18 protein-coding genes and 1 pseudogene are annotated in these 25,698 nt (G+C 54.4%); 9 read left to right on the top strand and 10 right to left on the bottom strand.

All coding sequences use genetic code 11. The features are described 5' to 3' along the window. The first annotated feature begins 7 nt into the window (after positions 1-7). Positions 8-1,021 (top strand): Ldh family oxidoreductase, encoded by a 1,014-nt coding sequence (locus tag GKR98_15060; GenBank protein ID QMU59388.1) that lies wholly within the window; start codon positions 8-10, stop codon positions 1,019-1,021. Positions 1,022-1,130: 109 nt separating this feature from the next. Further along, on the top strand, positions 1,131-2,963 hold the full coding sequence (locus GKR98_15065; protein QMU59389.1) for a BCCT family transporter: 1,833 nt from the start codon (positions 1,131-1,133) through the stop codon (positions 2,961-2,963). 110 nt (positions 2,964-3,073) lie between these two features. Here GKR98_15065 and ccoS read toward each other — a convergent pair whose 3' ends face one another. From ccoS to GKR98_15110, 9 genes and pseudogenes are all read right to left on the bottom strand, one after another. Further along, complete coding sequence (gene ccoS, locus GKR98_15070) at positions 3,074-3,268, bottom strand: cbb3-type cytochrome oxidase assembly protein CcoS (protein QMU59390.1); 195 nt, start codon at positions 3,266-3,268, stop codon at positions 3,074-3,076. Then, positions 3,265-5,383 (bottom strand): annotated as a pseudogene (locus GKR98_15075) (heavy metal translocating P-type ATPase). Before GKR98_15075 ends, ccoS begins: the two are co-directional and overlap by 4 nt. Next, entirely contained in the window at positions 5,380-5,829 is a 450-nt protein-coding gene (locus tag GKR98_15080; protein ID QMU59391.1) for a nitrogen fixation protein FixH, read from the bottom strand. Before GKR98_15080 ends, GKR98_15075 begins: the two are co-directional and overlap by 4 nt. Beyond that, positions 5,826-7,238 carry a cytochrome c oxidase accessory protein CcoG gene (gene ccoG, locus GKR98_15085; GenBank protein ID QMU59392.1) on the bottom strand — a complete coding sequence of 471 codons (1,413 nt, stop codon included), beginning with the start codon at positions 7,236-7,238 and terminating at the stop codon, positions 5,826-5,828. The genes GKR98_15080 and ccoG overlap by 4 nt, the downstream gene beginning before the upstream one ends. Positions 7,239-7,327: 89 nt before the next feature. After that, positions 7,328-8,179: a cytochrome-c oxidase, cbb3-type subunit III gene (gene ccoP / locus GKR98_15090; GenBank protein QMU59393.1), complete on the bottom strand. Its 852-nt coding sequence runs from the start codon at positions 8,177-8,179 to the stop codon at positions 7,328-7,330. Next, entirely contained in the window at positions 8,172-8,396 is a 225-nt protein-coding gene (locus GKR98_15095; protein ID QMU59394.1) for a CcoQ/FixQ family Cbb3-type cytochrome c oxidase assembly chaperone, read from the bottom strand. The genes ccoP and GKR98_15095 overlap by 8 nt, the downstream gene beginning before the upstream one ends. A gap of 11 nt (positions 8,397-8,407) precedes the next feature. Continuing rightward, on the bottom strand, positions 8,408-9,133 hold the full coding sequence (ccoO, locus tag GKR98_15100; protein QMU59395.1) for a cytochrome-c oxidase, cbb3-type subunit II: 726 nt from the start codon (positions 9,131-9,133) through the stop codon (positions 8,408-8,410). Positions 9,134-9,145: 12 nt separating this feature from the next. Continuing rightward, positions 9,146-10,753 carry a cytochrome-c oxidase, cbb3-type subunit I gene (gene ccoN, locus GKR98_15105; GenBank protein ID QMU59396.1) on the bottom strand — a complete coding sequence of 536 codons (1,608 nt, stop codon included), beginning with the start codon at positions 10,751-10,753 and terminating at the stop codon, positions 9,146-9,148. 119 nt (positions 10,754-10,872) lie between these two features. Continuing rightward, positions 10,873-11,601 (bottom strand): helix-turn-helix domain-containing protein, encoded by a 729-nt coding sequence (locus GKR98_15110; GenBank protein ID QMU59397.1) that lies wholly within the window; start codon positions 11,599-11,601, stop codon positions 10,873-10,875. Between the two features lie 53 nt (positions 11,602-11,654). Here GKR98_15110 and hemN point away from each other — a divergent pair, with 53 nt between their 5' ends. The 3 genes from hemN (at position 11,655) to GKR98_15125 (ending at position 17,355) form a co-directional block, all read left to right on the top strand. Then, positions 11,655-13,010 carry an oxygen-independent coproporphyrinogen III oxidase gene (gene hemN, locus GKR98_15115; GenBank protein ID QMU59398.1) on the top strand — a complete coding sequence of 452 codons (1,356 nt, stop codon included), beginning with the start codon at positions 11,655-11,657 and terminating at the stop codon, positions 13,008-13,010. Positions 13,011-13,282: 272 nt separating this feature from the next. Further along, positions 13,283-15,889, top strand: coding sequence for a HAMP domain-containing protein (locus GKR98_15120; protein ID QMU59399.1), 2,607 nt, complete (start codon positions 13,283-13,285; stop codon positions 15,887-15,889). 485 nt (positions 15,890-16,374) lie between these two features. After that, on the top strand, positions 16,375-17,355 hold the full coding sequence (locus tag GKR98_15125; GenBank protein QMU59400.1) for an NAD(P)H-binding protein: 981 nt from the start codon (positions 16,375-16,377) through the stop codon (positions 17,353-17,355). On the opposite strand, the gene GKR98_15130 is transcribed toward GKR98_15125, so the two are convergent. Then, positions 17,352-18,155, bottom strand: coding sequence for an undecaprenyl-diphosphate phosphatase (locus GKR98_15130; protein ID QMU59401.1), 804 nt, complete (start codon positions 18,153-18,155; stop codon positions 17,352-17,354). The genes GKR98_15125 and GKR98_15130 overlap by 4 nt on opposite strands. Before the next feature lie 219 nt (positions 18,156-18,374). Here GKR98_15130 and GKR98_15135 point away from each other — a divergent pair, with 219 nt between their 5' ends. The 4 genes from GKR98_15135 (at position 18,375) to gltB (ending at position 25,608) form a co-directional block, all read left to right on the top strand. After that, positions 18,375-19,808 (top strand): NAD(P)-binding protein, encoded by a 1,434-nt coding sequence (locus GKR98_15135; GenBank protein QMU59402.1) that lies wholly within the window; start codon positions 18,375-18,377, stop codon positions 19,806-19,808. A 109-nt stretch (positions 19,809-19,917) separates the two neighbouring features. Next, positions 19,918-20,598 carry a hypothetical protein gene (locus GKR98_15140; GenBank protein ID QMU59403.1) on the top strand — a complete coding sequence of 227 codons (681 nt, stop codon included), beginning with the start codon at positions 19,918-19,920 and terminating at the stop codon, positions 20,596-20,598. Next, a complete protein-coding gene (locus GKR98_15145) occupies positions 20,580-21,026 on the top strand; it encodes a GFA family protein (protein ID QMU59404.1) in 447 nt (148 codons plus the stop codon). The genes GKR98_15140 and GKR98_15145 overlap by 19 nt, the downstream gene beginning before the upstream one ends. 46 nt (positions 21,027-21,072) lie before the next feature. Continuing rightward, positions 21,073-25,608 (top strand): glutamate synthase large subunit, encoded by a 4,536-nt coding sequence (gene gltB / locus GKR98_15150; GenBank protein ID QMU59405.1) that lies wholly within the window; start codon positions 21,073-21,075, stop codon positions 25,606-25,608. Positions 25,609-25,698 lie beyond the last annotated feature (90 nt).

The raw sequence follows: 25,698 nt of genomic DNA on the forward strand, positions 1-25,698 counted from the left end.
GGACTCATTGATGGACACTGAGGTTTTGAATTTGCGCGAGATCGAAGATATCGCGTTTTCTGCTTTGATCGCGGCAGGTACGACGAGCGAGAACGCTCGGCCACTGGCGGTGGCAACAGCCGCTACCGAGGCCGATGGAGTTTCAAGTCATGGACTGGCTTACATTCCGATCTACTGTGACCACGTTCAGTGTGGAAAGGTTGATGGCAAAGCGTCGCCGGTCTTGACGCAACCACGCTCCTCGATGTTGAGCGTTGATGCGGCGACAGGGTTCGCACATTCCGCGATTGATATCGGTTTTGAGCGCCTTATCCCGCTTGCGAAAGAGCAAGGTGTTGCGGCGCTTGCGATTCACAACAGCTATAATTGCGGAGTTTTGGGTTATCACACCGGCCGACTAGCCCGTGCAGGACTTTTGGGCATTGGTTTCACCAACGCCCCGGCTTCGATCGCACCATCAGGTGGGTTCAAGCCAGTGGTCGGCACAAATCCATTCTCGATAGCAGTGCCGGGCGAAGACGGAGAGCCGGCGATTCATATCGACCAAAGCGCAAGCACGATCGCCAAAAGTGAAGTTATGAAGCATGCGCGGGAAGCGAAGCCGATTCCAGTCGGGTGGGCACTGGATGCCGACGGAAACCCGACAACTGATCCCGAGGTTGGTCTGAAGGGCTCAATGGCACCATCGGGCGGATACAAAGGTGTTGGTGTAGCTCTTTTGGTTGAGATTATGGCGGCTGCTTTGGCTGGTGGCCAATTGGGGATCCATGCTTCGCCCTTCTCAGGACAAGTGGGTGGTCCGCCTCGAACTGGTCAATTATTTGTCGCGTTCGATGCTGGCGTGTCAGCCACGGGCACGTTTAATGCTCGGATCAAAGATTTGATTACGGCGATTAGTTCGCAGGAGGGCGCGCATCTGCCGGGTGACGGGCGTAGAAGTAAACGCTTGGATGCGAAAAGAAATGGCGTCAGCGTAAACGTCGCGACATTGGAGAAAATTCGAGCTATCATAGGCACTTAAGGGAAGGTCAGTAAGTTTGCTGACGCAAAATGAACAGAATTGAACGAGTGCAAACCGGACCGGAGAAGTTTGGAGCGCGTTCTGGCTTCACGACACAAGGGAGATAGTCATGTCTATAAAGCCGCCGTTTACCGAGCTGGAGATCAATAGATCTAAGCAAGGTTTCTACGAGGGACACAGCGTTGAAATTGCGCTGATAAGTAAGGCCATCATGGTCGGATTGGTGCTATGGGCACTGGTCTTTCCTGCAAACGCCAATGGCGTTCTGGGAAGTCTGAATGGACGAATTCTGGAAAGCTTCAATAGCTTTTACATCATCATTGTCGGTCTATTTGCATTCTTCTTGATCGTCATCGCGCTGCTTCCGCAGACCGGTAAGAAAGTGATGGGACGTCCTGGTGAGGGAACAGAGTTTTCAAACTTCTCATGGTTCTCCATGATGTTTGGCGCGGGTCTGGGTGTTGGGCTGATGGTTTTCGCAACCGCTGAACCACTTGGTCTTTGGGGTTCAAACCCTGTGACCGTAGCTGGAGACGTTGTGCCAAACTCAGAAGAAGCACTGCAGTCCGCGTATCGTTACACGTTCGCGCACTACGGCTTCCACGCATGGTCGATCTATGTGGTTACAGGACTTTCGCTGGCTTACTATGCATATACGCGGGACATGCCACTGACTATTCGGACCGCGTTGACCCCACTTTTTGGGCGTCTGATGAACGGCTTCTTAGGCCATGTCGTTGACATCCTCGGTGTGGTTGCCACCATTCTAGGTGTGTCGGTAACCATCGGTTTTGGCGTCTCGCAGTTCATTGACGGGCTTTATGCGATCACCGGGATGGAATGGATGATGAACATGTCGGGCGACGCCCCGGCACCTGGCACAGTCGGCCTTGTCGCTGGTTTGCTGGTGATCATGGGTCTGTCGATCATTTCAGCGGTTTCGGGTGTTGGTCGAGGTGTTAAGTATCTGTCCAACTTGAACCTAGTTCTGTCTCTGATCTTGCTGTTCACATTTGTTGTTTTCGGGTCCTTCCTGTTTGCAATGACGACATATGCAACAGCTCTGGTTGACTACCTTCTGAACTTCATCTCGTTGAGCTTTGGCGCATACGGCCCACTTTCTGCTGACGAGTTCAATGCTGCGCTTCCAGCCGAAGCGGCACCCTTTGCGGATGCTCTCCGCGGTGGTGCCACGAACGCGTGGGGCTCATTTGATGGGTTCCGTTCTGGGCTCGAAGGCGAAGCAGCCAACTTGTCCGAAGAAGTGTTGCAAGCTGCTTATGCAGCAGGTGAGCAAGGGCGTCAGTTCGGATGGCAGGCTGGTTGGACAACCTTCTACTGGGCATGGTGGATCGCGTTCTCGCCATTCGTTGGTTTGTTCCTTGCGCGCATTTCGCGCGGACGGACAGTTCGTGAGTTCATCCTGGGCTGCGTCTTTGCGCCTGCGCTGGTTTGCTTTGCATGGATGACCATTCTTGGCGGCACAGCGATTGATCTGGAACTGACCGGCGGCGCTGATGGTGTCATCATCGGTGCATCCAATACGGCGAAACTGTTCGTCACTTTGGGTGAGATGATTTCCGGCGGACTGTTGTCGGCAATCACCATCATGTCAGTTGTTCTGATCATGACATTCCTGGTGACATCTGCAGACTCCGGTATCCTGGTTATGAATACCATTATGTCTGGTGGTGATCAGGAAGTTGGCAACAAGCACAAGATCGTTTGGGGCCTGATCCTGACAGCTGTTATCGGAACTTTGCTCATTGCCGGTAAATCTGGCGGAGCCGACCCGATGGTTGCGCTGCGCAACGCGATGATCATCGGCGCGCTACCGTTCACGATGGTTATGGGTCTGATGTGTGTCGCATTGGGCAAGGCCATGTATCGCGATGGTTTGCGGTCAGGTTCTGGCGAGGCCGGCGCTGAGCCAGCGGAATAAGCTAACCTGTCGGGCGGATTAATCCGCCCGACATCTTCGCCCGAAGCGAAACCTTGGCCGGGCCGTTACCACACCCCAAATCGAAAGATTTTGAGACAGCAGGTTTAACCTTAGACCTTGTGGTTTTTGTCACTCTGAGAAGTGTAATTGCCTGAATGCACGGACGGTTTCATATCCATTAGGATACGCTCGGCAATTCCGGCGAGGTCCTCATATTGCTTAGTTTTGAGGCTCCATATGAAAGCCAAAAGGCCCAGCAGGCCTAGTCCCAAGGAAACCGGCATCAGGAACACCAGAACATTCATTTCGCACCAAGGTTCAAGCGCATGGCGTTTGCCAGCACTGTGAGGGATGACGTCGACATGGCCAATGCCGCGAGCAATGGTGTAGCGTATCCAAGGACAGCAATTGGGATGGCCACCGCATTATAAGCGATCGCTATTCTGAAATTCTGTTTTGATAGCTTCACAGTTTTTCGGGCGATTTCGAAAACCTCCGGGATCAAGGCCAGTGACCGACCAATCATTATGACATCCGCTGCGCTGCGGGCCGCATCAAGTGCTGCTCCGGGTGCAATCGAAGCATGAGCGCGAGCTAAGGCAGCTGTGTCATTCAATCCATCACCTACCATGCATGGTGCTTGGTTCTGGTCGCTCAGTTCGGCGATACGCTGTTGTTTACTTTCGGGTGAGACGCTGCTCATCCAATTTTCAAATCCCAGTTTCAGAGCCAGAGATTTGGTCTTTTTCCGACGGTCGCCGGAAAGCAATTCTGTACTTAGGTTTTTATTCGCCAGGTCCTGGACCAAATTCTCAGACCCGGGGAGCAATGCTTCCTAGTATGTGAGTTCCTTAACATGTGATCCGGACTTCAGTAAAAACCCGATCGATGGCTCACCGACCAAATGTCCGCTTCCAAGGGCCACGTCGCTGCCCATGTATTTTGCTGTGATCCCTTGCCCCGGAACCTCCCTAATCTGATCCAATGTCACCGGCATGATATTGGAAAGGTATGAATCAAGGGCCCTGGACACTGGATGCGACGAGGCTTGAGCCAATGCCTTGGCGATGGCCTGTTCGTTTGCATCGAGCTGATTGAGTTCAAAATTGAATCCCGGTTTTGTCGAAAACGATTGTTGTGGCCTCGGCCAGGCGTTCAAGTGCGGATCCGGATTTTACCAGAAATCCCATGCGGTAGAGTTTGCTGATGGCGGCCGTGGAGACTGCAGGAACCGCCAATCCCAAAGCGCAGGGGCATGTAATGATTAACACCGCTATTGCGGTATTGAGAGACTGTCGGAAGTCGCCGGTCAGCACCCACCAACCCAGAAACGTCATCGCAGCCAGCAGATGCACAGCTGGCGCGTAAATCCGGGCGGCGCGGTCGGCCAACGTTGTGTAGCTGTTCCGAGCATTCTCGGCGGTTTCAACTAGTGACGCAATTTTGTGCAATCGAGTATTCTGACCAACGGCTGATACCCGTATTTCAAATGGAGCTCCCAGGTTGATCTCACCGGCATTCAGTGACGCCCCGGCAATATGGTCAACGGGATCGCTTTCGCCGGTCAGGAACGACCTGTCAGTTACTGCAAAGTTGCCCGCCAAGGCGCCATCAGCTGGTACGCGCACACCGGTTGGAACGACAACGACATCACCAATACTAAGCTGATCGCTTCGAATGTTTTCGTAGCCGGAACTGGTTTTTCGGCGTGCTGTATGGACTTCTAGTGCGGCCAGTTCTTTGGCAGCGGAATGGGCTGCGGATTTGGTGTGGTGCTCGAGATACCGGCCGATCAGCAAAAAGAAGGTGAGGGAAAGCGCTGCGTCAAAATACGCATGGTCGCCGCCGTGAAGCGCTTCGTAAAGGGACATTCCCCCTGCCAGAACTATGGCGAGCGAAATTGGGACGTCCATATTTAAGCGCCCGTGCCGGAGCGCGTTCAGAGCATTCCGAAAGAATGGCTGCGCAGCGTATAAAACTGCCGGGAGCGCAATCATCGCCGATACTAGGTGAAATAGATCACGTGTTGCCCCTGTCGCTCCGGACCATACGGCGACTGACAAGAGCATGACATTCATCATTGCGAAGCCAGAGACGCCCATTCGCATGAGGAGGTCACGACCGACAGTGTCAGATTGATTTCCAAGTGCGCCGCTGTCTAGTGGATGAGCGTCATAGCCAATGTCGGCCAACGCCTTTGTCAGTGCGTCTGTCGGCAGTTCAGTCGCGACACTGATGCGCTTTAATGACAAATTCACTCGCGCGTCGCGCACGCCTGCCATTTTTGTCAATCTGTCTTCGATTGCAGCGATACAAGCTCCGCACTTGATGCCAGGTACTGAAAGCTGAACGTCGACTGGGACTGCCGCCAATTCCTGCGCCATTGGTGTTGTTGTGCAAGCAGGACAGGCAGACGTCATCCCAATACCTCGACGATGATGCGCTGCTGAAACAGCGTTCCATCAGCCGCGCGCGCCCTGATACGAAGGTTCCAGTTTCCGGCCCCTGCGTTAACCGGGGCGCTGAAAACGTGACCATCAAAGGCAAATTCCGGCAACTGGTCTTGGATGACAGATGTTGCGCGGCCAAATATTGCGTTTTCGATACTTGGTTCGACTTTGATGCCATCTTGGTCAAACGAAAGCACCAGCTCGCCGTCAAAAACGTGTGCGGATACGGTCCAGTTCAATGCATTCTGGGCGGCGCGGTCAGCCTCAAACGACTGGCTTGCAACGTATGAGTTTTTGACCTCTAGCCCTGGGAATGTGCGCACAGCATTAAACGCGAGGGTCAAGTTCACCGCAATGATTGTGCCAAAGCCCAGGACGAACAATCCAAATATGTGCCAGCCAGTAATCGGTTTCATGATGAAGCCCCTGTTCCGTTAAAGACAGTGTTCTTGAAGGCACGTTCGCCGCTTACGATGTCGTCCACCCAAAGACGAATAGCGGATTCGTTGATACGGGACGCCTCGCTGTCGCTTGGTGCGGTGACATAAACACGAAGCCTGAGCGTTTCATTTGCGGGCACTTCAATCGCGTTAATGTCATGGCCTTCGAGGTTTAAGACCAAGGCACCATGCGTCCTGATGTGAACTCCAAACAAACGCGCAGTACCGTGCTTGTTGCGTAAGCGCAGTTCGTAGGTATTGCGAACTGAACCGTCTGCCATTGTGACGTAAGTTGGGTTTCGTACTGGCGCGACAGTCATTTCGATATCGGGCCGGATGAACAATGCATAAAGCATTGCTAGTCCTATGATTGACCAGATTGCCGTATACAGAATGATGCGCGGCCGAAGAACGTGTTGCCAGTTAGGGCGAGGTTTTTCGCCCGCTTGCTCTTTGGGCGCATCAGACAGTGCCAGATAGTCAATCAATCCACGCTCGCGACCGACTTTTTCCATGATTTCGTCGCAGGCATCGATACAGAGAGCGCAGGTGATGCACTCCATCTGCTGGCCTTCTCGTATGTCGATGCCCTTGGGGCAGACCGCAACACAAGCGTTGCAGTCGATGCAATCTCCGGCGGTGGAATCTCGCTTCTTGCCACGGGGTTCGCCGCGCCAATCACGATAACCGACGGTCAACGTGTCGTTGTCCATCATAGCGCCCTGTATGCGGGGCCAAGGGCACATGTAGATGCACACTTGCTCACGCATGAATCCGCCAAAGATGAACGTGGTCGCAGTTAGTATTGCGACTGTAGCCCAAGCCACCGATGGTGCGTTAAGGCTGAAAAACTGCATTGCTAAAGTTGGGGCATCCGCAAAGTAGAACACCCAGGCACCACCGGTCGCGAGGCCAATAAGTGCCCAAACAATCCATTTGGTAATCCGCAATCTGACCTTGCGAAAAGACCAATTTGCACGATGTAATCTGATCCGTGCGTTCCGATCTCCTTCGATCCATCTTTCGACCAGTATGAAGAGGTCAGTCCAGACTGTTTGAGGGCAGGTATAGCCGCACCAAACTCGGCCCAGTGCTGACGTGAACAGGAACAATCCGAGTCCGGCCATGATCAACATGCCCGCGACGAAGTAGAACTCATGCGGCCAGATCTCGATCCAAAAGAAATAGAAACGCCGGTTGGCCAGATCGACCAACACGGCTTGGTCCGGCAGGTTTGGCCCCCGGTCCCAGCGTATCCAAGGGGTCAGGTAATAGATCCCAAGGGTCACAGCCATGATCGCCCATTTCAGGTTTCTGAACTTCCCGTAAACGCGTTTCGGGAATATGGGTTCGCGTGCGGCGTAAAGGCTTTCGGTCACGTTGATTTAACTCGCTATTCCTGCGGAATTGGCAAACAAATAGGGAAGGACGGCAGAGCCGTCCTTGACACAGATCAAGTGCTTTCAGCGGTGGACTATTCGCCACCTCCCAGAGCATGGACATATGCGGAAACAGCCCGCACATCTTCTTCGCTAAGTCGTTGACCCCATGCTGGCATAACCCCAAAGCGAGAATTGGTGATTGTCTCAACAAGACTTTCGCGGTCGCCGCCAAAAAGCCAAATTGCATCAGTCAGGCTGGGCGCACCTAACTCGCGGTCCCCAAGACCTGTGTCGCCGTGGCAGGACGCGCAATTGTCCGCGTAGAGTGCCGCCCCCTGACTTCCATTTTCAGGATCAGAAAGCGTTGGGACGAACTCCGCTAAGACGCCGATCTCTTCCGCTGTCAGGACATCGCCAAATGCGGGCATCTCGGACCACCTGGCATCCCCATCGGTCTCGTTGCGGATGCCGTGCCGCACAGTAAAGGCAATCTCTTCCAGAGTGCCGCCCCACAGCCAATCATTGTCTAGCAAATTAGGGTAGCTGATAAAGCCCGCGGCGCCGGAGCCATGACATTGACTGCACTGGGCGCGGAATACCGAACTGCCACGGGCAACAGCATATCGATGTAAGTCCGATTGCGAATCAAAGTTTGCCAGATCGACCGCGAGCAACTCTGTGACCAGTTCTGCGTTGGCAGTTTCATGGGCCTCGATCTGAGCCACAACTTCGCCACGGGTTGAATACCCCAGAAGTCCTGTAGTTGCGCCGGAAATCATGGGCCATGCGGGAAAAGCGATCGTATATCCAACCCCCCAAATAATGGTTGCATAGAATGTCCAGAGCCACCATCGTGGCATCGGAGTATTCAGTTCCTCGATACCGTCGAAGTCATGGCCCATTGTGGATCGACCGGTCAGTTCGTCTATGCGTTTCTCACCCATTTTTTGCGCCTTTCAGATTGTCAATTTCCTGGGCGCTTACGGCGCAGTCGTTGTCGCGAGGTGCAATTTCATCGCGCATTGGGATGGATGCGGCATCGTCCCTTGAGGACTTAAGAGATGGCCAGAACGCGAAAATCCAAGTGCCGACAAAAAAAGCAAACATGCCGATCAAGAACCAGCTATCGGCGAATTCGCGCAGTACGGAGTAAGTTTCCATTGTGGTTTTCCTTAGCGGCTTGCATCGGGAACAAAAGTGGAAAAGTCGACCAACGTTCCGAGCATTTGCATGTAGCCAATTAGCGCATCCATTTCGGTCAGTTCTTTCTGGCCATCAAAGTTCCCGATGGCAGCGCCTGGATAGCGTTCAAGCATGTCGTCCCAATCGCCATTGGGGTCAGCCTGGACACGGAAGTCAGAGCGCGCATTCTCGATCTGTTCGTCAGTGTATGGAACACCAACGATCCGATGGGTTCGCATCAAGGCACCAATTTCGTCGCCATCAAGGCGGGCATCCATCAAAAAACCGTAACCGGGCATGATGCTTTCCGGTACAACCGACTGTGGATCAATCAAGTGATCAAGGTGCCACTCATCCGAATACCGTCCGCCAACGCGCGCCAGGTCTGGCCCGGTTCGTTTTGACCCCCATTGGAACGGGTGATCATACATCGACTCGGCTGCGAGTGAATAATGACCGTAGCGCTCGACTTCATCGCGCATGGGGCGGATCATTTGACTGTGGCAGGAGTAACAGCCTTCACGAATGTAGATGTCGCGACCCGCAAGTTCGAGCGGAGAATAGGGACGCATCCCATCCACCTCTTCAATTGTGTTTTCCAGCCAGAAAAGGGGCGCGATTTCAACTATCCCGCCAATTGTCACCACCGACAGCGAGAATGCCAGCAGAAGCGTCGGACTGCGTTCGAGGATCGCATGTTTATCAATCAGTGCCATGCTGTGTATTCCTTACTCGGCTGGGACGGTGACTTGGGAAACGGGCTGTTTGACCGGCACATAACCCGCAATCGTGCGCCACATGTTCCAGCACATGACAATCGCACCGGCGAGGTAGAGTAACCCGCCCAGACCGCGCACGACATACATTGGGAATTTGGCGCTGACGGTGTCTGCGAAGCTGTTCACGAGGAAGCCCTGGTCATCAACTTCGCGCCACATCAGGCCTTCCATGATGCCGCTGACCCACATGGATGACGCATAGAGGACGATGCCAATCATCGCGAACCAGAAGTGCCAGTTCATTGCCGCCGTCGAGTACATCGATCCCCGATTCCAAAGGCGCGGCGTCAAGAAATAGACCATCGCGAAAATGATCATTCCGTTCCAGCCAAGTGCGCCTGAATGCACGTGGCCGACAGTCCAGTCCGTGTAGTGGCTTAGACTGTTGACCGCGCGGATCGACATCATTGGACCTTCAAATGTGGACATACCGTAGAAGGCGAGGCTGGCCACCAGAAAACGAATGATGGGGTCGGTGCGAATTTTGTCCCATGCGCCATTCAGCGTCATGAGACCATTCATCATGCCCGCCCAACTGGGCATCCAGAGCACAACAGAGAAGACCATACCAAGAGTAGATGCCCAGTCAGGGAGTGCGGTGTAGTGCAGGTGGTGTGGGCCTGCCCAGATATACAGAAAGATCAACGCCCAGAAGTGAACGATCGACAGCTTGTAGCTGTAGACCGGACGGTTCGCTTGCTTGGGCACGTAGTAGTACATCATGCCCAAGAAACCAGCAGTCAGGAAGAAGCCGACGGCATTGTGGCCATACCACCATTGCGTCATGGCGTCCTGTACACCACCGAACAACTGGACGGATTTGCTTCCCCAGATACTGACAGGAACTGCCAGATTGTTGACCACGTGCAGCATGGCGACAGTGATAATGAAGGCCAGGAAGAACCAGTTGGCGACGTAGATGTGCCGCTCGCGGCGGCGCATGATCGTGCCGAGAAAGACTATGAGATAGCAAACCCAAACTATCGTTAACCACAGATCTACATACCATTCTGGTTCGGCGTATTCTTTCGATTGGGTGGCACCCAACAGATAGCCCGTCGCGGCAAGCACGATGAAAAGTTGGTAGCCCCAAAAAACAAACCACACGAGATTTCCGCCAAAGAGACGTGTGCGGCTGGTGCGCTGGACGATATATATTGACGAAGCGATCAATGCATTGCCGCCAAAGGCGAAAATCACCGCCGAAGTGTGCAAGGGGCGTAGGCGTCCGAAGTTTGTAAACGGCTGACCCCACTCGAAGTTCAGCGCTGGAAAGGCAAGCTGAAACGCAATGATCACTCCTACGGTGAGCCCGGCAATGCCCCAAAAGGCAGTCGCTAAGACACCTGCACGAACAACGTCATCTTTATACTCATGCATAGCTGGAACGGGCCTGGATGCATCAACCCGCCGAAGTTCCCAGATGAAGAGGCCGGCCGCCACGATCATAACGATGAGGCCGTGAATGCGAAACGCCAGATCATTCCCCTGATCGGCCGCATAGGCCGCGACCAATGCGACAAGCCCCAGGAGGACCAGTTTGAAAACGCTCGCCATAAGACAGCCCTTTTATTGTTTCCTGACAATCAGGAATCAAATCAAGGGACCCCCGAACTCAGGGACTTCATAGTCAGGGCTGGACCGAGACTCTTTGATCTAGGTCAAATAGGTGAAAGCTAAAAAAGGACACCGCCATCGGCGTCGTCACCTGTCGCTTGGTGCAGAGCTTCGAGATCAGTAATCTTAAAGCTGCGGCGGTCGGAAAACTCGATTACGCCTTCTTTCTTCAGGGAAGAAAACTGGCGGCTTACGGTTTCCAAAGTCAACCCCAGAAAGTTTGCGATCTCTTCTCGGCTGAGAGGCAACGAGTGCTGTTTCACCTGATGTAGCGGGATGGTGTCGCGCCGAATAATCATCTCGACAAACGTGGCTATTTTCTCTCGCGCAGTCTTGCGTCCGAGAAGAACCATCCACTCGCGCGCGGCATTAAGTTCATCCAATGCCATTTCCATTACCCGCTGAGAAATATGTGGAATTTCATCCACGACATTCTCGAATGGTTTGCGCTTGAACCGACAGAGAGTCACTTCTGTTACAGCGGTTACGTCAAAATCGATGACCCGGCGACCCGGACGCCCAATAAAGTCAGAAGGAAGCAAAAGACCAACAACCTGTTTTCGACCATCTTCCAGAGTGCGTGATAAGGATGCGATGCCAGTCACAATTGACGAGAAGTGACTCAACTCGTCGCCGCGCCACAAGATCGGCTGGCCAGCTTCGAAACTCGTGTAGGACTTCATTGCCTCTAGCAATGCCAGTTCATCGTCATCGCAACGAGCGCAAACGGCCCTATGCCGGATCGGGCATGAGCCGCACTTTTCTCGTTCGTTAAAGACAAAACTCATCGAAGTTGATCTGCATCAAATAGTCAAAGGATTGCCTTTGGTATCAAGTCGGAATGGAACATGTAAACATCCTACGGGATTATGGACTATTTGACGCGCGAGTCCCCCGTTACACGAGTTATCCCCCGGCAAACCGTTTCCTTTCCACTGTTGGTGCGGAAAACCAGCAGAATTGGTTGAAAAGTTTACCTGTTGATGAGCCGGTTTCGATTTATGTTCACATTCCGTTTTGCCGCCGACTGTGTTGGTTTTGCGCGTGCCGAACCCAGGGAACCAAGACGCTTTCACCCGTCGAAAGCTATGTTGATGACTTAATCAAAGAAGTTGAAACGGTTGGATCTAAAGTGCCAGCGGGCTTGCGTATGAGCCGCTTGCATCTTGGTGGCGGAACACCGACGCTCCTGAGCGCCGCGATGATGGATCGTATGCTCAGGAGCATCTTTGAAGTGTTCTCACCTTCGGGGATGTTTGAGTTCTCCGTCGAGATTGACCCGACTGAAGCTTCGCCGGAAGTATTGGATGTATTGTCCCAATGGGGCATGAAGCGGGCTAGTATTGGTGTTCAAGACTTCAATCCAAGAGTTCAGGAAGCCATTGGGCGAGTCCAAAGCTTCGAGGATACCTCCGATGTGGTCAACAAGCTGCGGGCGAATGGCGTCGCTAGTTTGAACGTCGATCTACTGTATGGGTTGCCGCACCAGGAAGTTGAAACTCTGGTAGATACACTTGACCGTGTGGTGTCTTTGCGGCCGGACCGAATAGCATTGTATGGCTACGCACATGTTCCGCATTTCTCTAAAAGACAGGTGATGATCCCAAGTGAGGACTTACCAAGTGCCGAGCGGCGCTTCGTCAATTCTGAAATTGCCAAACAACGGCTTTTGGCTATCGGCTATAAGGCATTGGGTATTGATCACTTTGCGCTGGCAGACGATAGCCTTGCCATCGCCAATAGGCAGGGAAAAATGCGCCGCAACTTTCAGGGGTATACAGACGATCCCTGCCAAACCTTGTTGGGCATTGGGGCTTCGGCAATTTCAAAGTTTAAACAGGGATATTTGCAGAACTCGGTAGCGACCGCCACATACCGAAGCCGCGTTCGTGAAACCGGCCTTGCAGCGCAAAAGGGCCATGTCATGGATGGTGACGATCTTTTTATCAAAGATTTGATCGATTCCATCATGTGTGCCGGATGTATCGAGACTGCCAAGATCTTGCAGCAGCACCCTGACCGAACCGATCAATTAAGCGCACATCTGAAGGCACTCCGATCAAGTTTTCCAAAAGCGGTGAACTTTGATGGTACCAACCTTTCATTGAGGACAAATATGATCGCGCTTACCCGCATTATTGCGGCTCATCTGGATAAGGAAATTACCGAACATCACGTTCATAGCATTGCTATTTAGGGCTTTGTCCATTGAGCGATGGCAGCGACGTTAATAGAGGCCGTTATTTCAAAAAAGACCAAACAGATATTCACGCATGTTCCCTTTAAAAGATTGCGCCGGAATTGATGCGCACTGTTGCGATGGCAAAGCGCTACCAGACGTCTGAAGTGGCACGCTGTACTGAGCTCATTATCTAGTTACAGTTTTCCGCATGTGTTCCGAATTCAGACGAAATTAATTTGTGATCGCTAGCGTTGGGATCGCTGCTTTCAAACGGAACCAAAATTGCAATGACATCCCACGCTGATACCGGAAAGTATTCGCGACGAGTATCGTTAGCTAACATCAACACCAAGACAAAAGTGTTGCTTAGCGTTGCTGTCCCGATCGTGCTGACAATCGTAATTGGCGCAACCGCGCTGGTGAATTTGGCGCGTCTGGAAAGAACCCAAGGTTGGGTGGATCACGCGCAAAACGTGCTTTCTGAAGCCGCCCAGATTGTTGCATCTGCCGTCGATATGGAAACGGGAATGCGCGGGTACCTTTTAGCTGGGCAGGACCAATTTCTTGAACCCTACAACGGCGGCAGCACAGCTGCGTTTTCTGGGTTGGTGAGGATGCGCGATACCGTAAGCGACAACCCACCCCAGGTGGAGCGATTAAAAGAAGCGGAAGAGATCCTTCGCGCGTGGCAGGCCAGAGTTGCTGAACCTCAGATCGAATTGCGTTGTGCCATCGGTGATGCAGCTTCGATGAATGACATGGCAGACCGGGTACGTGCGGCCAGAGGTAAAGTTTACTTTGATGAATTCCGTGGACTGATTGCAAGCTTCATTGAAGCTGAAGAAAAGTTACTGGCGGTTCGAAGAGCCGAATTCGAGACTGTACTGGCGCAGGGCAACGCCAGTATCGTTGAGATACGTGATGCTCTGAATTGGGTGGATCATACCAACCGGGCCATTGCGACGGCTAAGGATATTCTTGCTTCTGCAGTCGATATGGAGACTGGTATGCGGGGTTTTCTGGTTGCCGGAGACGAAGTGTTTCTTGAACCGTACATGACCGGAGAAGTGGTATTTCATCGACTTATATCAGAATTGAGCCAAACTGTTAGCGACAACCCAGCGCAAGTCGCCGTGCTTTTGGAGGCGGAGGCGGTGATAGATAATTGGTTGGCGCGTGCTGTTTCGCCCATGCTTGACCTACGTCGTCAAATTGGCGATGCGGAAACGATGGATGACATGGCAGATTTGGTTGGAGAGGCCCGCGGCAAGCAGTATTTTGACCGGTTCCGCGAATTAATGGCAGAGTTTTCGGCAGAAGAAGAAGCTCTGATGGTGTCGCGGCGTGCTGACAATGACCAGACGCGAGCCATGACGAGAGCTACGATAGCAGTGACATTGTCTGCCGCTCTAATCGTAGGAGTGGCGTTCGCCTGGCTTGTGGGCTCGAGTATAGGAAACGCAATTCAAGCGTTGACGGGGATCATGCGACGCCTTGCTGATGGTGAAAACAATCTCGAAGTTTCGGGGCAAAATCGCGGCGACGAACTGGGCTCTATGGCGCGGGCGACAGAAGTATTCAAACAGAATGCCATTAAGATTGAAGTATTGAACGAAGAGCGCAGAGTCGCCAGCGAGCGCGAAATCGAATTGGCGGCCGAAAATGAACGTGACGCACAGGAAAAGGTAAAACTCGCGGAAGAAAAAGTAAGAGCAGATGCAGAAGCTGCCGCAGCAGATCGCGAGGAAATGATGCGCCACCTCGGCAACTCATTTGGCAATGTGGTGGATGCCGCGATTGATGGCGAGTTCTCAGCGCGCGTCGAGGCGAATTTCGCGGACAAGGTGCTGAACGAGCTTGCCGAGAACATCAACAGGCTGTTGGGGGTCGTCGACAATGGATTGCTGAAAACTGGCGAGGCACTGGAGCGCGTTGCAGGTGGAGATCTGACCAAACCAATGAATGGTTCCTACCGGGGCGCATTCGGGCGTTTGCAGGGCAATGTCAACGAAATGATGGAGGCCCTCAAAACCCTCATTGGCGATATCTCTACAAGCGGTGCCACGCTGGCCACCTCCTCGGCGGAAATGCGTGATACGGCGACCCATCTGTCACGACAAGCAGAACAAAATGCAGCTGCTTTGGAGGAAACATTAGCTGCGCTGGAAGAGCTTACGGCAAGCATCAAACAAGTTAGCGGAAATGTTGAAGACGCAAGCGGAAATGCCCGAGTCGCGCGCGAAACTGCGCAGTCAAGCGAACAGGTTGCTTCTGACGCGGCAGTATCCATGGACCGCATTTCTGAAGCGTCGAAAGAAATTGCCAGAGTGGTCGGTGTCATCAATGAGATCGCATTTCAGATCAATCTGCTGGCCTTGAACGCCGGCGTTGAAGCGGCAAGAGCCGGCGACGCAGGACGCGGATTTTCGGTTGTGGCTTCGGAAGTGCGGCAACTTGCGCAAAGGGCTGGAGAGGCGGCCAAGGAGATCGACAATGTCATTACACGAAGTGACGAGGCCGTTGCAGAGGGCGTGACCAAGGTCACCAACGCGCGCGCGTCACTGGAAACAATCGCTGAAAGCGTCATAAAGATTTCCTCTGGTGTCGATGAAATATCCGCAGCAATAAAGGAGCAGGTGAGCGGGATCAGCGAGATAACTACGTCGGTTGGTCAGATTGACCAAAACACTCAGAAACAAGCGGCTTCTTTCGAAGAAGTGACGGCGGCGAGCAACCTGTTGACGGGTGAAGCTGATAGCCTGAAACAATCCACGGGGCGCTTTAAGACTTGGGATGGCCAAAAGGTCGTCGAGATGAAGAGGCCTTCTGAGGGAGTGCCAGAAGAGTCGACTAAAGCCAAAGCTGTTGTAGGGGGTGGATGGGAAGAATTTTGATTCCTAAGCCTCCCACCTAGATTTTCGATCCAGAACCACCGCGAGATAGGGGCAGATCTAGCGTAGAAACCTAAGATGGGTGTTACTCCTCATTTGATTGATGCCTCGCAGAACATTTTGTGGGATTTCGGTTTGGAGTGAGGCAAGAGAACAGGAACAGATGCACTTCTGTTTATCTAAGACAAGGCAACAGTTCAGGCATCGCTGAACTAGGTAAAACAACAAAAAGGAAGATGGCGTACTTCTTAAAAGACCGATCCGTTTCAGGTCTCGGTGTAGAAATCTGACTGGAACCTCTACGCCTATACAGAGACCAAAACCTAGAGTTAACGCGTCTAGCGACCCGCAAACGGAACGGGTGTTTTGAGCGTTGGAAGTTCGCGCCACATTCTTACCTGCCGACGGGCAATCGCTATGAGAATTGCGCCTTGTCCGCGCAGCGCTCGAGAGTTACACCATAAGGCGCATCAGGGAAGGCTTTGCCCATGTCTAGTTTGGTTACAATCTTTGGCGGTTCGGGATTTGTGGGGCGTTATGTAGCTCAGCGGATGGCACGTCGGGGCTGGCGTGTTCGGGTTGCTGTTCGACGTCCAAACGAGGCGCACTTTGTTAAGCCTTATGGAGTCGTGGGACAGGTTGAGCCGATCTTTTGCAATATCCGTGACGACGCGTCGGTGGAGAAGGCGATTGCGGGTGCAGACGTTGTGATCAACTGCGTCGGTGTGTTGGAGGAAAGCGGCAAGAATGGATTTGATGCCGTGCAGAATGAGGGGGCCGGACGAGTGGCCCGGGTCGCCGCTGAACATGGTGTTTCTCGACTGGTTCACGTTTCTTCAATTGGTGCGGATGTTGATAGCGATAGTGACTATGCAAGCACTAAGGGACTTGGTGAAAGCGCCGTTCTGGAAGCATTTCCCGAGGTGGTAATCATTCGACCGTCGATCATATTCGGTCCGGAAGATGACTTCTTTAATCGGTTTGCTGCAATGGCACGCATGTCGCCGATTATTCCATTGTTTGGGGCCGCTACAAAATTTCAACCGGTGTATGTGGATGACGTTGCGGCGGCCATCGAGCGGGCGGCCATCGATGGCTCGGTCGGTGGAGTTTACGAGTTGGGTGGCCCCGAAGTCAGTACGTTCCGTGACCTGATCCATTTGACTTTGGAAGAGGTGCGGCGTCGGCGGCTTGTCATTGGATTGCCGTTTTGGATTGGTCGGATGATGGGGCGGATTTTTGGCGCAGTGAAAGCGATTTCACTGGGGCTGGTTCCAGCTCCTGTGACCACTGATCAGGTAAGGCAGCTTGCTCATGATAACTTTGTGGGCAACGGCGTTGGCACGTTGGCGGATCTGGGAGTTAAGCCAACTTCGCTGGAGGCTGTGCTGCCATCGTATCTCTGGCAATTCCGGCCGTCGGGTCAGTATGCGGCGCTGAAAGAAAGTGCACGTAATCTTAAGGGCTAAGCGTAAGCCACCCATAAGATTATCAATCCCAGCAAGACACGATAGATCACGTATGGCGTAAAGCTGACGGATTTCAAAAGCCGCATCATAAAGGCAAGCGCTCCGAGCGCGGCGAGGAAGGCGAAAGCGGCGGCTATTGCGGCGTCGCGCATTGCGCTGGTGTCCATCGTCAAAACGACCTCGGTGCTGAGCACCGCGCCAGAAGCCAGTATGGTTGGAATTGACATCAGCATGGCGAGGCGGGCAGCGTCTTCGCGGGCATAGCCAAGCTGCCGTGCCGCGGTGATGGTGATGCCGGATCGGGAAGTTCCAGGGATGAGTGCAGCCGCCTGCCAAAGACCCATGGTGATGGCGTCGCGTAAGGTCCAATCGTCGAATTTCTTTATGTGGTTGCCGGTTCGGTCGGACCAATAAAGGACAAGCCCGAAAATCAGCGTTGCCCAACCGACGACAGCGATTGAACGAAGTGCGTCATCCAGGCCGGTCAGTTTGAGTATCAAGCCGGCGATAACCACCGGGATGGTGGCAACGATAAGGCAGAGCGCCAGTCGTGCGCCCGGGTTGTCGAAATGGCCGCGAAGAACATCAGGCAGCCCTTTGGTTGCGCGCCAGACGTCTGAGCGGAAGTAAAGGATGACGGCGCCCAATGTGCCGACATGAACTGCAACATCGATGACTTGCCCTTGGTCCGGCAGACCGGTCAGGTTTGGCAGAAGGATCAGGTGACCTGATGACGAGACCGGAAGGAACTCGGTAACTCCCTGCAAAATGGCAATCAGAACAAGATGAAAGAGCGGCATGGCATCCAATGAAGCATGGGATTCGACGCTACTGTAAATGATTGAGATTCGAGGGAAAGATTGCATTTAGGTCCGTATCGGCCTTAAAGTATGCATTTATTGCACCAAATTCCCCCGCCCACGGCCACTTTATCCAAATATAGGTCAGCATTACTGCCTTTTCATTTCCCTAACACGCGATTAATAGAGCGGTCTGTCCTTGGACTTTAGAGGTTGGCGATGGCTGAGAACCCGATGTTGAAATTTGTGACCGTTGAACGCGACATGCCTTCGAAGCGTGACGCCACAATACGGCGTGAAGATTTCAATGAAATATACGCAGAGTACGCTGATGCAAAAGCGAAGGAGCAATCTTCGCGCTGCAGCCAGTGCGGTGTTCCCTATTGCCAGTCGCATTGCCCGCTTCACAACAATATCCCGGACTGGCTGAAACTGACCGCCGAGGGCCGTTTGCGCGAGGCTTATGAGGTCAGTCAAATGACCAACACCTTCCCCGAGATTTGCGGCCGCATCTGCCCGCAAGACCGGCTTTGCGAGGGAAACTGTGTCATCGAGCAATCGGGCCACGGAACGGTCACCATTGGATCGGTCGAAAAATACATCACTGACACCGCCTGGGAAAAGGGCTGGGTCGAGCCGATCAGCCCAAAGACTGAAAGACCGGAAACAGTTGGTATCATTGGCGCAGGTCCAGGTGGATTGGCGGCGGCAGACAGGCTGCGACGCGCCGGAGTTCAGGTTACCGTTTACGATCGCTATGACCGTGCGGGCGGGCTGCTTACGTACGGCATTCCAGGTTTCAAGCTGGAAAAAGAGATCGTTGTGCGGCGCAACGAACAGCTTGAACAAGGCGGCGTCGAGTTTGTTCTGAATTGCGATATTGGCGTCGATATCACTTTTGAGGCGCTGCAAGAGAAACATGACGCAATCCTAATTGCGACAGGGGTTTACAAGTCGCGCGACCTTGAGGCGCCGGGCGTTGGCGCGGATGGTGTAGTGAGGGCGATTGACTATTTGACGGCATCCAATCGCAAATCGTTTGGGGATGCAGTGCCCGAATTTGACAACGGCGAATTGAATGCTGAAGGCAAACGGGTGGTGGTTATTGGCGGCGGTGACACAGCCATGGATTGTGTGCGCACGGCCATTCGTCAGGGTGCTGAGAGCGTAAAGTGTCTGTATCGTCGCGACCGGGCCAACATGCCGGGTTCGCAGCGCGAAGTGTCCAATGCGGAAGAAGAAGGTGTGGAATTTGTCTGGTTGACGGCGCCGAAGGGTTTCACTGGCGATGCGGTCGAGGGCGTTATGGTGCAAAAGATGCGTTTAGGGGCGCCCGATGCGACCGGTCGGCAAGTGCCTGAGATTATTGAAGGCGCTGATTACATTGAAGGTGCCGATCTGGCGATCAAGGCCCTGGGATTTGAACCGGAAGATCTGCCCAAGTTATGGGGCGTGGAGGGGCTGGATGTGACCCGCTGGGGAACTGTCAAAGCGGACTACCAGACCCATGCAACCAGCGTTGCAGGTGTCTACGCCGCAGGTGACATCGTGCGGGGCGCTTCACTGGTGGTTTGGGCCATTCGGGACGGGCGCGAAGCGGCGGATGCGATCCTGGATTACATCAGTCAAGCGGCGCAAGTGGCGGCCGAATAGCCTGTCTGTATCACGTCGGTATTACGTCGGTGCCGCCGAACGGTGGTTTAGGAATTTGGTAAGCAGGTCGGGCAGCAGTTCTGACCTAGTTGGTTGAAAAGGGATGAACATGAAAAAGGCGGTCTTCGCGCTTTCGGTGGTTTGCTTCCCCTTCGCCGCGGTTGCGAGCGAGGATGATCAACTTGTGCAACGCGAGGATTGCTCGCCGCTTTACACGGTACAGCAGAAGGGGTGTCAGGCCACCCATGTTTTGCAGTGTCAGTATCAAGGCGATACGATTTATCGGTTCGAGAATATCGAAGATGGTGCTTTGGTAGGCATCGATTTTGAAACGGATGATTTTGATTTTCTTGCCGAGTGGTCGCCGACGGGCGAACGCACGATCCATGGCATCGTTGCGAATACCAATCCGTTTTCTTTCAGCGAGATGATGGAGACGGGTCAGGACACGTTTGATCAGACGGCTTTGGTTGATTTCCAAATCGGATTGCCACGAGAGTCGACCATTGTAGGACAGATGTTCCGGACTGGCGAAGTGATCGACGTGTCGGGTTTTGCGCTAGAGCGTGTCGAATTCGATCTGACGATGGGCGTTGGCGGCCTTGCGATGGAAATAGTCGGGGACATGTTCATCGACCGATTGACCAACACGCTGTTTGATGGCGGCGGGGTGATGACCTCGGGTGGATTTTCCATGGAGTTGCCGGGCGAACCGGTCCGCATGCTGCGCGAGGGCGACCTTGGGTTCATGAAGAACATCACTCTGTTTGGATGCGGAGAGGAAAGCTGATGGCGGATCGCGTTTCAGGACAGTGCCTGTGCGGTGCAGTTAAATTCACCGCTGACGTGACTGGCGAGATCAACGCCTGCCATTGTGGACAGTGTCAACGGTGGTCTGGTGGCGGACCCTACTTTGCGGCGGGGGCGTCTGACATTGAGATGACCGGCGAAGATCGCGTTGGAACGTATCACGCGAGTGCATGGGGCGAGCGGGCATTTTGCAGCACCTGTGGCACGACGCTGTATTGGGCGATGCAAGGGCGCGCGCCTCAGAACGTGGCGGCGGGGACTTTGGATGACCAGTCGGGGTTGGCCGTGACGTCAGAGATTTTCGTTGATTGCCGGGTTGGTTGGATGTCGCCTTTTGCGGGGGCGAAGCAAAGCACTGAGGCTGAGGTGATGGCTGAGTTTGCCCAAGACCCGGCGAACCCATCATGACGAACAAAGAACACCAGGACATTCTCGAATTGCGGGAGACTATCAAATGACCAAATTCAACGCAGAATGGGCAGCCGCCGAAGAAGCGCGCCGCGCTTGGATGGCTGAAAACTCGCTTTATCGCGACGCGGACGAACATGCGTCTTGCGGCGTTGGGCTGGTGGTTTCGATTGACGGGTCTCGCAGCCGGAAGGTGGTTGAGAACGGGATTGATGCGCTGAAGGCGGTTTGGCACCGGGGTGCTGTCGATGCGGATGGCAAGACCGGCGATGGCGCCGGTATTCACGTTCAGATTCCGTTCAACTTTTTTGGCGACCAGATCGAGCGCACCGGGCATGAGCCGCGTGAAGGCGAGATGCTGGCTGTGGGTCAGGTATTCTTGCCGCGCACGGATTTTGGTGCTCAGGAGACATGTCGGACCATTGTCGAGACCGAGATCCTGCGGATGGGCTATTACATTTACGGCTGGCGGCATGTGCCGGTGAATGTGGATGTTCTGGGTGAAAAGGCCAATGCGACGCGGCCCGAGATTGAGCAGATCCTGATCTCGAATTCCAAGGGTGTCGACGAAGAGACGTTTGAGCGCGAGTTGTATGTGATCCGGCGTCGGATCGAGAAGGCAGCGGCGGCGGCTCAGGTGCCGTCACTGTATCTGTGTTCTCTGTCGTGTCGGTCGATCATCTACAAGGGTATGATGCTGGCTGAGCAGGTGGCGGAATTTTACCCAGACCTGAAAGATGAGCGGTTCGAAAGCGCGTTTGCGATTTATCACCAGCGGTATTCGACCAATACCTTCCCGCAGTGGTGGTTGGCGCAGCCGTTTCGGATGTTGGCGCACAACGGCGAGATCAACACGCTGAAGGGCAACGTCAATTGGATGAAGTCCCACGAAATCCGCATGGCGTCGGGTGCGTTTGGCGACATGGCGGAAGACATCAAGCCGATCATTGCGCAAGGGTCGAGTGACTCGGCCGCGTTGGATTCGGTGTTTGAAGTGCTGGTGCGGGCTGGGCGGAACGCGCCCATGGCCAAGACGATGCTGGTGCCGGAAAGCTGGTCGAAGCAGGCGGTGGAGCTGCCGGAAGCCTGGCGCGACATGTATTCGTACTGCAACGCTGTGATGGAACCCTGGGACGGGCCTGCGGCGCTGGCGATGACGGATGGACGTTGGGTTTGCGCTGGGCTGGATCGGAATGGCCTGCGCCCGATGCGGTATACGGTGACTGGGGATGGGCTGTTGATCGCCGGATCCGAGACCGGGATGGTGCCGACGGACGAAGCGACAGTTGTTGAAAAGGGTGCGCTGGGTCCGGGTCAGATGATTGCGGTCGACATGGTCGAGGGTAAATTGTTCCACGACACCGAGATCAAGGACGTGCTGGCGGGAAGTTTGCCGTTTGGCGATTGGGTTGGGAAGATCGTAGAGCTGGATGCGGATCTGGCGGCTGCTAATGAAGCACCTCTGTTCGAGAGTGGTGAGTTGCGGCGGCGGCAGATTGCTGCTGGATACTCGATTGAGGAGTTGGAGCAGATTCTGGCCCCGATGGCCGAGGACGGCAAGGAAACGCTTGCTTCGATGGGGGATGATACGCCGTCGGCGGTTCTGTCGAAAACTTATCGCCCGCTTAGCCATTTTTTTCGCCAGAACTTTAGTCAGGTTACGAATCCGCCGATTGATAGCTTGCGCGAGTATCGGGTGATGAGCCTGAAGACGAGGTTTGGCAATCTGAAGAACGTGTTGGATCAGGACGGCAGCCAGACTGAAATTCTGGTGCTGGACAGCCCGTTTGTTGGCAACGGCCAATTCAAGGTTCTGCGCGATGCGTTTGATTCTGACATGGCCGAGATTGACTGTACTTTCCCGGTAGATGGTGGCTCGGGTGCTTTGCAGGTGGCGTTGGATCGTATTCGGGCCGAGGCGGAAGACGCCGTGCGCTCGGGCGCTGGACACTTGGTTCTGACTGACCAGCACGGCGGCGAAAACAAAGTTGCTATGCCGATCATCCTGGCGACCAGTGCCGCGCATTCCTGGCTGACACGCAAGGGGCTTCGGACCTTCTGTTCGCTGAATGTCAGGTCGGCTGAATGCATTGATCCGCATTACTTTGCGGTGCTTATCGGATGCGGAGCGACGACCGTGAACGCCTATCTGGCAGAGGACAGCATCGCTGATCGAATTGAGCGCGGCTTGATTGACGGGCCGTTGACCGAGGCGGTCGCGCGCTATCGGGCGGCCATTGATGCGGGTCTTCTGAAGATCATGTCGAAGATGGGGATCAGTGTAATCTCGTCCTATCGCGGTGGATTGAATTTTGAGGCAGTGGGTTTGAGCCGGGCTCTTGTAGCAGAGTATTTCCCCGGCATGCACAGCCGCATCTCCGGCATCGGCATCGGCGGTTTGCAAAAGAAAGCCGAGGAAGCCCATGCCAAAGGTTTCCAGGGCGACAGCATTTTGCCGATTGGCGGGTTCTACAAAGCGCGTCGATCGGGAGAGACCCATGCCTGGGAAGCGACCTCGATGCACTTGTTGCAGGCGGCGTGTCAGCGCGCATCTTATGCGATGTGGCAGCAGTATTCGGCCAAAATGCGGTCGGCTCCACCGATCCATTTGCGCGACCTTTTGGACATAAAACCCATGGGCACGCCCATTCCAATTGAAGAGGTGGAAAGCATCACTTCGATCAGGAAGCGGTTTGTGACGCCGGGCATGTCGTTGGGGGCTTTGTCGCCCGAGGCGCATAAGACGCTGAATGTGGCGATGAATCGGATTGGCGCGAAGTCCGACAGTGGCGAAGGCGGTGAGGATCCGGCGCATTTCGTGCCGGAGCCGAACGGCGACAATCCGTCCGCGAAGATCAAGCAGGTGGCCTCGGGGCGCTTTGGCGTAACGGCGGAGTATCTAAACCAGTGCGAAGAGCTGGAGATCAAGGTCGCACAAGGTGCCAAGCCCGGCGAGGGTGGCCAGTTGCCCGGCATGAAAGTGACCGAGTTGATTGCGCGCTTGCGCCATTCGACGCCCGGCGTGACATTGATTTCACCGCCGCCGCACCACGATATCTATTCGATCGAGGATTTGGCGCAGCTGATTTATGATCTAAAGCAGATCAACCCGCGCGCTAAGGTAACAGTGAAGCTGGTTGCGTCTTCGGGTGTTGGCACGATTGCGGCTGGTGTGGCCAAGGCCAAGGCCGATGTGATCCTGATCTCGGGACACAATGGTGGGACCGGTGCGTCGCCTGCGACTTCGATAAAATACGCGGGTTTGCCTTGGGAAATGGGCCTGACCGAAGCGCATCAGGTTCTGGCGATGAACAACCTGCGGGACCGGATCACGCTGCGGACTGATGGTGGATTGCGCACAGGTCGTGACATTGTCATGGCTGCTATGATGGGAGCCGAGGAATACGGTATCGGCACCGCCGCTTTGATCGCCATGGGCTGCATCATGGTGCGCCAGTGCCAGTCGAACACTTGTCCGGTTGGTGTCTGCACCCAGGATGAGGCGCTGCGGGACAAGTTCACGGGGTCGGCCGATAAGGTTGTCAATCTGATCACCTTCTATGCGCATGAAGTGCGTGGGATTCTGGCGGAGATCGGGGCGAAGTCATTGGATGACGTCATTGGGCGCGCAGATTTGCTGACCCAGGTCAGCCGGGGTTCGGCGCATCTGGATGATCTGGATCTGAACCCGTTGTTGATCACTGTCGATGGTGCTGATCGCATCGTTTATAACCGCGACAAGGACCGCAATGTGGTGCCTGATACATTGGACGCCGAGATTGTCCGGGATGCAGCACGGTTCCTGAACGACGGCGAGAAGATGCAGTTGAGTTATGCTGTGCGGAACACCCACCGCACCATCGGCACCCGCACATCCAGCCACATCGTGCAACGGTTTGGCATGAAGAATGCGCTGCAGCCGGACCACCTGAGCGTGAAGTTGCAGGGGTCAGCCGGGCAATCTTTGGGGGCTTTTGCGGCACCGGGGCTGCGTTTGGAAGTGTCGGGTGACGCCAATGACTATGTGGCCAAGGGCTTGTCCGGGGGCACGGTTGTGGTGCGTCCGCCCATGGCGTCGCCGCTGAAAGCCAGCCAGAACGTCATCATCGGCAACACAGTGCTTTATGGCGCGACAGACGGGCATTTGTTTGCTGCTGGCCGTGCAGGTGAACGGTTCGCGGTTCGAAACTCGGGCGCGAAAGTTGTGGTTGAAGGCTGTGGTTCGAACGGGTGCGAATACATGACCGGCGGCACTGCCGTTATTCTTGGTGGGATTGGTCCGAACTTCGGGGCCGGAATGACCGGCGGCATGGCCTACATCTATGACCGCCATGGCGATGTTTCCGAGTTGATCAACATGGAGACGCTGATGGTGGTGCCCTTGAGCGAAGGGCACTATATGACCGAACTGGAAGGGCTGATCGAACGCCACCTAGAAGAGACCGGCAGCCAACGTGCGGCGCGCATCTTGCAGCATTGGAGCGATGAGAAGGGCAAGTTCCTTCAAATTTGTCCGATTGAGATGCTGAACAAGCTGGATGTGCCTGTCGAGGGTTATGAGGTGGCGGTTCCGGCAGAATAGAGTTTCGCCGCCCTTTGGGCGTCGATCAACCGGGAGGGCGCTGCCCTCCCGGACCCACCCGGAGTATTTTTACCAGAAAGAAGGGGCGAT

Source organism: Boseongicola sp. (genome assembly GCA_014075275.1).
In the GTDB taxonomy this organism is placed as follows: Bacteria; Pseudomonadota; Alphaproteobacteria; order Rhodobacterales; family Rhodobacteraceae.